Origin of the sequence: Shewanella sp. SM71 (genome assembly GCF_025653905.1) — a bacterium.
Taxonomy (GTDB): Bacteria; Pseudomonadota; Gammaproteobacteria; order Enterobacterales; family Shewanellaceae; genus Shewanella; species Shewanella oncorhynchi.
The window spans coordinates 125,856-134,193 of record NZ_JAKKRW010000015.1 but is presented as its reverse complement, the minus strand read 5'-3'; the positions used below and the strand labels follow the sequence as shown (position 1 = coordinate 134,193).

Here is an 8,338-nt window from a genome sequence, read left to right as displayed (position 1 = left end):
AGTAGTTCAACACCTGTGAATCTGAGTCAGGGTGCGCAAACGGGCAGCAATTACACCCCAGGACCTAGACGTAATTTGGGGACAACCCCAGATGCTGCACCGAGTTCAGCGATAGCTCATCCTCGTGGTCCTGTTCCTGCAACGGGCAACGGTTCGCCATCGATAACTGATGATGGTACTCAAACCGATGTTCCGACAGCCGTCGCGGACACACTGACGAATGCGGGTACACCGACGAATGCGGGTACATCGGCTCGTCCACCTGTTGCGGCGAACACCATAAACACACCTTCAATGTCACAGACGGATGGCGTGCCTACGGAAGACACCCCTGCGACAGTGGTGCCTGAGGCGAATGCTGCACAAGGATACACCGGCCGTAAATGGGAGGTGAGTAGTTCAACACCTGTGAATCTGAGTCAGGGTGCGCAAACGGGCAGTAATTACACCCAAGGACCTAGACGTAATTTGGGGACAACCCCAGATGCAGTGCCGAGTGCAGCGACAGATCATCCTCGTGGTCCCGCGGCTGGTAATGGCAGCGGTACAACCTCAGCTGCAACGGGCAACGGTTCGCCATCGATGACGGATGTGACTGATGGTGAAGTTGGTGTTGTTGCAACGTTAGTTAATACATTAACCCCAGTGTCGACTGAGACAGCTGGTCCTGTTATTGCCGCTGAGAGTCAAAAAAGTACTGCTAAACCACAACTTGACCTAGGTAAGATCGAATCGCGCATAGTAGGCCGAGCGGGGGGATATATTCAACATAGGGTACCTAAGTTCTTAGATCGTCCAGAGGCTGGCACGTTAATGGGATCTTGGCGACCTATACCTGAGTCTTTACGAGGTAAAAAAGATTCTGCTGAATTTGAAGAGTGGCGAAAACAAGATTTAGGTCAGTATTTGAAAAGTTTGAATTCGAAGGTCCTGTTGACTCAAGGGGCTACCAGTATGCGGGGACAAAATCATTTTGCCGGTAAATTAAATAATTTAAGGGATCGGGCCGAGATTAAGTCGCAGTTAAATCCCGTTAATCGAATGAATAAATCTGATTACCAGCAAATTTCAGGGTTGGATCTAGTGTCGACCGGACGCTCATATTTACTCGGGACTGCCAGTGGAGAACTGATTGTTACCTCTCCGGTTGTTCGAAGTAATCTGGTTTTAGCGCCTTGAATCAATAGCTAACCTCCAGACTCTCCATCAATTGAAAAGATTAAATCATAAGAGTTCAGGTTTAATCTTTTTTTTTCTTTTGTAGTGAGATTTAAGGATTTAGTAAGCTTAAATTCTAAACCAGAATGAGGTATGTCTTGTATATAGAAATCAATTCATTGCATCGATTAGTTCCACAGATTGCATTTAAGAAAGAGCGTCACTCAAACGTAATAAAGAAGTCTGATCTTCTTATTTATAACGAGGCTAAGGCGTTATTATCTGCTTTAGAAGAGAGAGTCGAGCAATACCAGCAAATGCTTGAAGAGCAAGTGGTGCAACTGATCGAGGAGAAAGAGCAGGCGCTCAATCTTCACGCTAATAATTTATATAATGAGATAGAAGAAGAATTTCAGGTTAATCAAGAGCGTTGGTTTGACGAAGCCAATCAACAGCTTGTCGATATTGTTGAAGAACAGTATCAAAGTCTTAGTTTGTTGAAAGATGAATTGAAAAACCGACTCGCTGAAACCGTAAAATTGCGTTTAACAGAACTGAGTCTTAATGAGTATTTAATCGGACATCTTGTGGACTTACTCCATGCTGAAATAGACGATCAGGCAAGACATTTGTCTGTAGAGTATACCTATGTCAATGGATTCGCCGTGCTGACGATAGAGAATGACGACAAGATTATTAGCATAGAAACTCAGTCGATTGTTGAAGCACTACGGACTAGCTTGGAGACGGTATGATTAAGCGTCTTCGTCGGTTTCCAATCAAGTTTAATCCCAGCAGTGTGATTCTCGCATTTGCGTTGCCAACTATTATTTTGTTCACCCTTCCCGGAGTGGTGATCGATCTGTTTATTTTAATTAGTTTTATTAGTTCAGTATTGCTGCTGGTTATCATGCTTGAGAATGATCAACCTCTAATGGTGACATTTTTACCAACGGTCGTATTGTTACTGACGACCTTTCGCTTGTTATTGTCTATCGCAACGACCCGAAACATTATTGCGAATGAAGATGTAGGTAATGTGATTGAAACCGTGGGGGAGTTTGTGATGGGAGGGAACCTTATTTCAGGGTTACTCATCTTTATCATTATCACCATAGTGCAATTTTTAGTTGTTACCAAAGGTGGCGAAAGGGTCGCGGAAGTGGGGGCCAGATTCTCTCTGGATGCCTTACCTGGTAGACAAATGACGATTGACGGCGATTTAAAAAGTGGTCTTATTACAGGTGAACAAGCACAAAAGTTACGCTCTGATTTAAGCACCGAAAATCGGCTATTTGGTTCGCTCGATGGGGCAATGAAATTCGTCAAAGGTGATGCTATTGCTGGTATTTTGATCAGCTTGGTTAACCTGTTTGGTGGCATTTATGTGGGGGTTAATCAGTTTGATCTCTCGCTATCTGAAAGTGTTAGCCGATTCTCTGTACTGACGATAGGTGATGGTCTTGTCTCGCAGATCCCCAGCTTATTGTTATCAATCGCTTGCGGTGTGTATCTCACGCGTATTAAAGGGGATGAAGAATCTAGTTCATTTATGGGGCAGATGGCAAAGCAGGTTAGCCGTTTTTGGAAAAGCCTGTTAGTTATTGGAGCCTTGATTTTACTACTCGGTCTACTCAGTCCAAGTCTGTTCTATGTGTGTATGACGTTATTTATCTTATGTACACTGTCAGCGTTCTTACTGTGGCGAGTGCAAGGCAAGCCAAAAACTGTCGTAAATACAGGCATTGCCGGCAGTGGACTATATGAATCTCTTACATTTGTGCTAAGGGAACCTCAGCATTGCACCCTAGTAGAAACTAGTCTTGTACAGATTGAAAAAGCACTTTGGGGCCAAGCCCTTGGCGCCCCTATTATCACAGTAGATGAGCAACTTACTGTTGATATAGAAGTTCATATTTCGGGTATTCGTATTTATAGCTTCTCACATGATGAGTCTGCAGAGCTAATCGAAGTACTTGGGGACGAAATTTTTGTTAGCGATGCTGCCACCCAAAATATCGCTACGATTGTGCAATATTTTTTACGGAAATGCTTAGTTGAAAAGTATAATCTTCAATACACCAGCAATATTATTGAAGGACTTGCAAGCCAAAGTGAAGTGATTAAAAACGAAATCGACTCGGCACTTGGTTTGAACCGTGTCCATGATGTGATTAAAGAAATGATCCGTGCTCGCGAGTTTTATCTCGATAGGGTGACTTTCTTTGAGGCATTAATTTATTGGTCTCGTATCGATAATGAGTCTAAAAATTGGCTCAATCGGATTCGAAATCAAGCAAGATATGAAATCACCTCACGTTTAATGAATTCTGAGGGAAAAATCTATGTTGCGCTATTGAGTTCTGAACTAACCGAGTGCATTGAAACCTTTGTCATGGGGGAGAGTGAGGATTTAGATAGCCTAATTGAGCTTCAGTCAGCATTACGCCAGGAAGTTCTGCGAATGACCTCACTATATGGAAGTAAGCCGACTTTAGTTGTGAACGATAATGAAATTAATTCGGTTAAATCTTTCTTCCAGCAGGTGGTATCAACTATTTCAGTATGTAGCCATGGTGATATAGCTGATCCAAGTTGTGTTGTGAGTTCCGAACCACTACAAGTTTTGATCTAAATTTATGTCAAACGAATCAACTGAACCCAAAAAATATCCGCCAACGGAGAAGAAGCTTCGGGAGTTAAGAAAAAAAGGTCAGTTTCCAAAAACTGAACTAGCAGAACCGACCATGGAGTTAGTGGTATTTGCAGTGATATTTATTGGTACAATTTATTTTATTTTTGATTCGTCAAATGATTGGTTTGAGGTAATGTTATATGCAGATATACAGACAGGCTTAGACATTATTTACACTGTGATTGCGTGGGGTATATTCATACTGCTAATGATTAAGCTCGTCATGGCAGCTATTAGTTGGGTAATGCTAAATAAGAATGTTATTAATACTGAGTCATTAGGTCTTAAAATGGAAAAGATTAGCCCAGTTACGGGGGCTAAAAATATATTTGGAATTGAGGCAATATCCCGTTCATTACGTAAGGTGCTAGAGTTAACGTTTTTGTTGTTTTTGCTTAAATATGTTTTTGATATTGGTGGCGCAGAATTGACTAGGTTGGCACAAATAAACAATGTGTCATACTTTATTTATAATTTAATGCTGTATGTGGGTTTGGTTTCCTTATTGTTTTTTGTTTATGGCGTAAGTTTAGGTTGTGTAGATTTTATGGCTGAGAGTTATCACTTTAATCATAAAAACCGTATGACGTTTACTGAAATGAAAAATGAAATGAAAGAAACGGAAGGCTCGCCAGAAATGAAGTCTGAACGCAAACGGCAAATGCGAGAAGTCATGGATGCGCCAATGACTAAAGGGCGTACACCAACTTTTGCTATTGCAAATCCTACGCATATCTTAGTGCCTATTTGCTATGACTGCATGATAGATAAAGTCCCTGTCGTGCTCAAGATTACAACTGAATCATTTGCATTGGATGAACGCCGTAGATTAGAGGCGCTTAATATTCCGATTTTGGAACATATAGGGCTTGCAAGGGCATTCTATAAAAGTATGCGTACTGGTGAAGACTATATTCCTAAAGAGTTTTACCGCCATATCGCTTTTATTCTCTTAGAATTAAATAAGCAGGAAAGTGCAAAAAATGTTTAGAAATTGGCTTTGGATAGGGGTGATAGTTGGACTCACTTCATGTGCCCAGAATGTGAAAGATGATTCAATAATATGGGATCATGAATGGAAACAAGATATTTATAATTTACTGTTTTCTGAGATTGATGATGTAGACCATCTACGTTATTGGGTAAAGAGAATACCTGAATATGTAGATGGTTCACCACATCAAACGACATGTATTGAAGTTTCTACGCCTTCTCATCCAAGTCGGCTATATCTCGCTAATTTACATACCTATGCGTTAAGCGAGGTAAGCAGTTGTCAAGGTGACTATTGGCTCTATTCAAATCTTATTAATGTAGTGAAGGGTAATAAATTTTCTGGCAGTGACCGTTCAACTGTAGCTGATACCGGTCGATCTATAGCTGGTGATCGTTGGAGTTCGGACGATGGGAAATATTGGATAGTAGACGATAAATCATCATGCGCATTAGATAATATATTCGATATTTGTCGTACTCAGTCTAAACACGTACGTTTAGTATTTAATGAGCTATTTATGGTGAATGAATCAGCTCTGACACCAGATGGTAGAAATATGTTGGTTCGCATGATTGAAGATCTGCGTGGAAAGCCAATAGAAAGCATATTGGTTTATGGCATTGCTGATTCATCAGGAGCTTATGAGAGTAATCGACGTCTAGCTGATGCGCGCGCTAAAAGCGTGAAATACTTTTTACAAACTGAAGGTATGAGAAATACGCCCATTTTTTTACGCGGTAGTGTTGAAAATGGTTTACCAACTGCTGAACAGCGTATTACTCAGCGCCGCTTTATGATTGAGATGAAGTTTAATTACGATGAAAAATAAAAAATTTACCTTATTTATAATGGAATTTACTCACTTAGTGCAAGCTTCAAGCCTATCGCTAGATGAACACCAAGCATTATTGTGTCATTTTGGTGATGTAAGCTGCCGCATTGAAGATGGTGCTCGCGTTGGCCTTGCCAACACTATCTTGATTATGGTTGAACTCGATATTGAGCATTTCCCTGCAGAGACTGCGTTAAAAATAAATGCTAATTTTTCATTAACATCGGGTGGATATATTGCTAAGTTTAAGTCGAATGATTATTTCTATGTGCGTAATATACCTTTACCAGACCATCCTCAAGGTTTATTGAAAGCGTTGAGTGATACTGTGAGTATTGCAAATACATTGAGACAAGAGTTGAACTTGCATGTGGTTAGTTGAATTCATTGATGGCCACCTGCATGGCGTAATATTACCAGTAGAACCAAAACTAGTTATTACAGGGTCAAATAAAGATATAGATGCAGAAACGCTTTATGTTCCAGAAATTTTTCCTGTAAGTACTCGTTGGGAGTTTTGCAATGATAAAAATATCATCTGTATTAGAGGATCAAGAAAAAACGACCGATTAAAAAAACTGAAATCAGGCCGTATCTATCGCTTAAGAGGCATAGCCTTTTTTGTTTATCAAGAAGGTAAACGTAAACCACAATGGTTAAGCTATCTAGCTCGAAAATATCAAGCACTCATTATGTTAACTTTGTTGCTTAATGCTGGATTGGGTCTAGGTATGTGGATGGTATATCAAGCTAACCAGTACACGCAAATTGCAGAACACTTAACTCAACTCAACGGTAGTTACGTCAAGAATGGCAAGCTTAAGGTGCCCAATAGCGCCTCCTTTTTGTTGTTGCCTGAGGCTTTGCAAGCAAATGCTGAGATTGTTGAAGCAAATAATTTGCAAATTCTCTCACAACCTGTTGTGGAATTAGTCTCAAGCGATTCGAAGCAGCCTGTTAGTTATAAGGTAATAAATAAAGTCGATCGTGATCAAATCCAGGTTGAGACCTTTGAAACTGATAATCGAGTTATGGCTGTGTTAGGCGAATATGGTTTGTCGTTTAATAAGATAAATGATACTTGGTTTGTCAATGATAACGCCAAAGCTGCAATTGTGCTAAGAGCTAATGGGCTACAGGATATTATCCCATCCGTTTCAGTTCGGAATGATAGCACTCAAGTTATTGATAATGCCAACTTTCCATATTCAATCTTTTACTCATCGACATCAAGAGGGTATATATATGACGACAAGTATCGATATTGGGTTGGTAGTAATGTACCACTTCTAGGTGTGATTCAGTCTATTTCACGTAATAAGGTCATTTTTAAAGACCGCAATCAAACACGCGTATATTTTATTCAATCATAATAGGAAAACTGAAATGCTAGATATTCAAGCTAGATCTATGACCAGTGCTATTCCCACTCCTGAGTCCGAGGCTAAGGCGCTCGAATTGGCCTTGAGCCAGCTTCCCATAGCGACTAAAGCGGTTAAAGCATCATCTTCAAATTATTTATTTTCAGCGGGCAATCGAGACCCGTTGAGTCTGATTGATACAATTCTTTCAAAATATATTTCAGAACAGACAAAAAGTGCTGAAGCTAAAGCTGACAATATTTCATTAAAGTCAGAGGCCATTGCCGAAATTAACCGCCTATGGGGGTTAATTATGAGTGATAGATTACCGAACACTAAACCTGGTGATGATAAAAGCACTAAGTTAAATGGAGGCAGTGCAGCGGGATTTTTGAGTCAAATAGACGACATCATTAAAACTAAACTTGGCAATCCTCAGGGCGTTGGAGAGATCGCGGGTACTGATTGGAGCACTAAGAACGTAACTTATGATCAACTCCAATCTATGAATGCAACTATGACAGCATATTGTGACACCATCCAAGTCGATTTAGATACTGAGCAACAAAAGTTTAAAAATACGATGACAGAAATTACCTCTGCTCAAGAAGAGATCCGTGATGTCCGTCGCTCAATTATTTCTATTTCTCAGGGAGGCTAAATGATGCGCATCGCGATAGATGTTGTTATTGCAAATTGCACTATGACATTGGATGAACTTAATCATTTACAAACAAGTCAAATTAAGCCAGTAAACGACTTTGTTCAATCTGAAGTATTATTAAAAAGTGGTAATGAACTGATAGCAACAGGCTCATTAATAAAAGTAGATGACCAGTTTTATGTTTCTATTGAACAAGTTAATAACATCGTGAATTAATTTATATTTTCAAGTTAAAATCTGTAATGGTTAAATTAATATAACGATTATCTATTGGTTAAATCTATATATTTGTGGCGCATGTATATCAGAGGATATCTTGTGCCTTTATATTTTATTTATTAGTAAGGTTTTTCTGCTAACTATATTGATTGGTATTAAGAGTTTCTATATTATGCAAGCAAGTGTTAATCAATAGTTAACTTATTTAGATATAAAGCACTATGAAAAAATTTAATCAGATTTGAGTAGATGCGAAGTTAATTAGATAGACGTGTTTATTGCAAATAATTAGGCTGATAGATTTTTTAGTAAGGTACTACCTCCTATTCTAAAGTGTAAATACTCTATTCTAATTATGTATTTCGCTTGCAGATGTCTTTGGAGAACTTATTTCTGTAGAGTTAATGCGTAG

At 39.4% G+C, this 8,338-nt stretch carries 8 protein-coding genes and 1 pseudogene; all 9 read left to right on the top strand.

Annotated elements, in window-relative coordinates:
* Positions 1 to 1,179, top strand: a pseudogene (locus L5L97_RS15505) (hypothetical protein); the annotation flags it as partial.
* Positions 1,180 to 1,316: 137 nt separating this feature from the next.
* Positions 1,317 to 1,913, top strand: coding sequence for a hypothetical protein (locus L5L97_RS15500; RefSeq protein WP_263162462.1), 597 nt, complete (start codon positions 1,317 to 1,319; stop codon positions 1,911 to 1,913).
* Positions 1,910 to 3,793: an FHIPEP family type III secretion protein gene (locus tag L5L97_RS15495; protein ID WP_263162459.1), complete on the top strand. Its 1,884-nt coding sequence runs from the start codon at positions 1,910 to 1,912 to the stop codon at positions 3,791 to 3,793. Before L5L97_RS15500 ends, L5L97_RS15495 begins: the two co-directional genes overlap by 4 nt.
* 4 nt (positions 3,794 to 3,797) lie before the next feature.
* Positions 3,798 to 4,844: an EscU/YscU/HrcU family type III secretion system export apparatus switch protein gene (locus tag L5L97_RS15490; protein ID WP_173497956.1), complete on the top strand. Its 1,047-nt coding sequence runs from the start codon at positions 3,798 to 3,800 to the stop codon at positions 4,842 to 4,844.
* On the top strand, positions 4,837 to 5,679 hold the full coding sequence (locus L5L97_RS15485) for an OmpA family protein (protein WP_173248763.1): 843 nt from the start codon (positions 4,837 to 4,839) through the stop codon (positions 5,677 to 5,679). The genes L5L97_RS15490 and L5L97_RS15485 overlap by 8 nt, the downstream gene beginning before the upstream one ends.
* Positions 5,669 to 6,064, top strand: a complete 396-nt coding sequence (locus L5L97_RS15480) for a hypothetical protein (RefSeq protein ID WP_263182715.1) — start codon at positions 5,669 to 5,671, stop codon at positions 6,062 to 6,064. The genes L5L97_RS15485 and L5L97_RS15480 overlap by 11 nt, the downstream gene beginning before the upstream one ends.
* Positions 6,051 to 7,055 carry a hypothetical protein gene (locus tag L5L97_RS15475; RefSeq protein WP_263182713.1) on the top strand — a complete coding sequence of 335 codons (1,005 nt, stop codon included), beginning with the start codon at positions 6,051 to 6,053 and terminating at the stop codon, positions 7,053 to 7,055. Before L5L97_RS15480 ends, L5L97_RS15475 begins: the two co-directional genes overlap by 14 nt.
* Before the next feature lie 13 nt (positions 7,056 to 7,068).
* Complete coding sequence (locus L5L97_RS15470) at positions 7,069 to 7,704, top strand: hypothetical protein (protein WP_198572416.1); 636 nt, start codon at positions 7,069 to 7,071, stop codon at positions 7,702 to 7,704.
* On the top strand, positions 7,705 to 7,923 hold the full coding sequence (locus L5L97_RS15465) for a FliM/FliN family flagellar motor switch protein (RefSeq protein ID WP_242068362.1): 219 nt from the start codon (positions 7,705 to 7,707) through the stop codon (positions 7,921 to 7,923).
* The last annotated feature ends 415 nt before the right edge of the window (positions 7,924 to 8,338 follow it).

Excerpts from the sequence above, each read along its gene's own strand:
- L5L97_RS15470 (WP_198572416.1), top strand. The coding sequence starts at position 7,069 with ATGCTAGATATTCAAGCTAGATCTATGACCAGTGCTATTCCCACTCCT.
- L5L97_RS15495 (WP_263162459.1), top strand. The coding sequence starts at position 1,910 with ATGATTAAGCGTCTTCGTCGGTTTCCAATCAAGTTTAATCCCAGCAGT.
- L5L97_RS15480 (WP_263182715.1), top strand. The coding sequence starts at position 5,669 with ATGAAAAATAAAAAATTTACCTTATTTATAATGGAATTTACTCACTTA.
- L5L97_RS15490 (WP_173497956.1), top strand. The coding sequence starts at position 3,798 with ATGTCAAACGAATCAACTGAACCCAAAAAATATCCGCCAACGGAGAAG.
- L5L97_RS15465 (WP_242068362.1), top strand. The coding sequence starts at position 7,705 with ATGATGCGCATCGCGATAGATGTTGTTATTGCAAATTGCACTATGACA.
- L5L97_RS15485 (WP_173248763.1), top strand. The coding sequence starts at position 4,837 with ATGTTTAGAAATTGGCTTTGGATAGGGGTGATAGTTGGACTCACTTCA.
- L5L97_RS15475 (WP_263182713.1), top strand. The coding sequence starts at position 6,051 with ATGTGGTTAGTTGAATTCATTGATGGCCACCTGCATGGCGTAATATTA.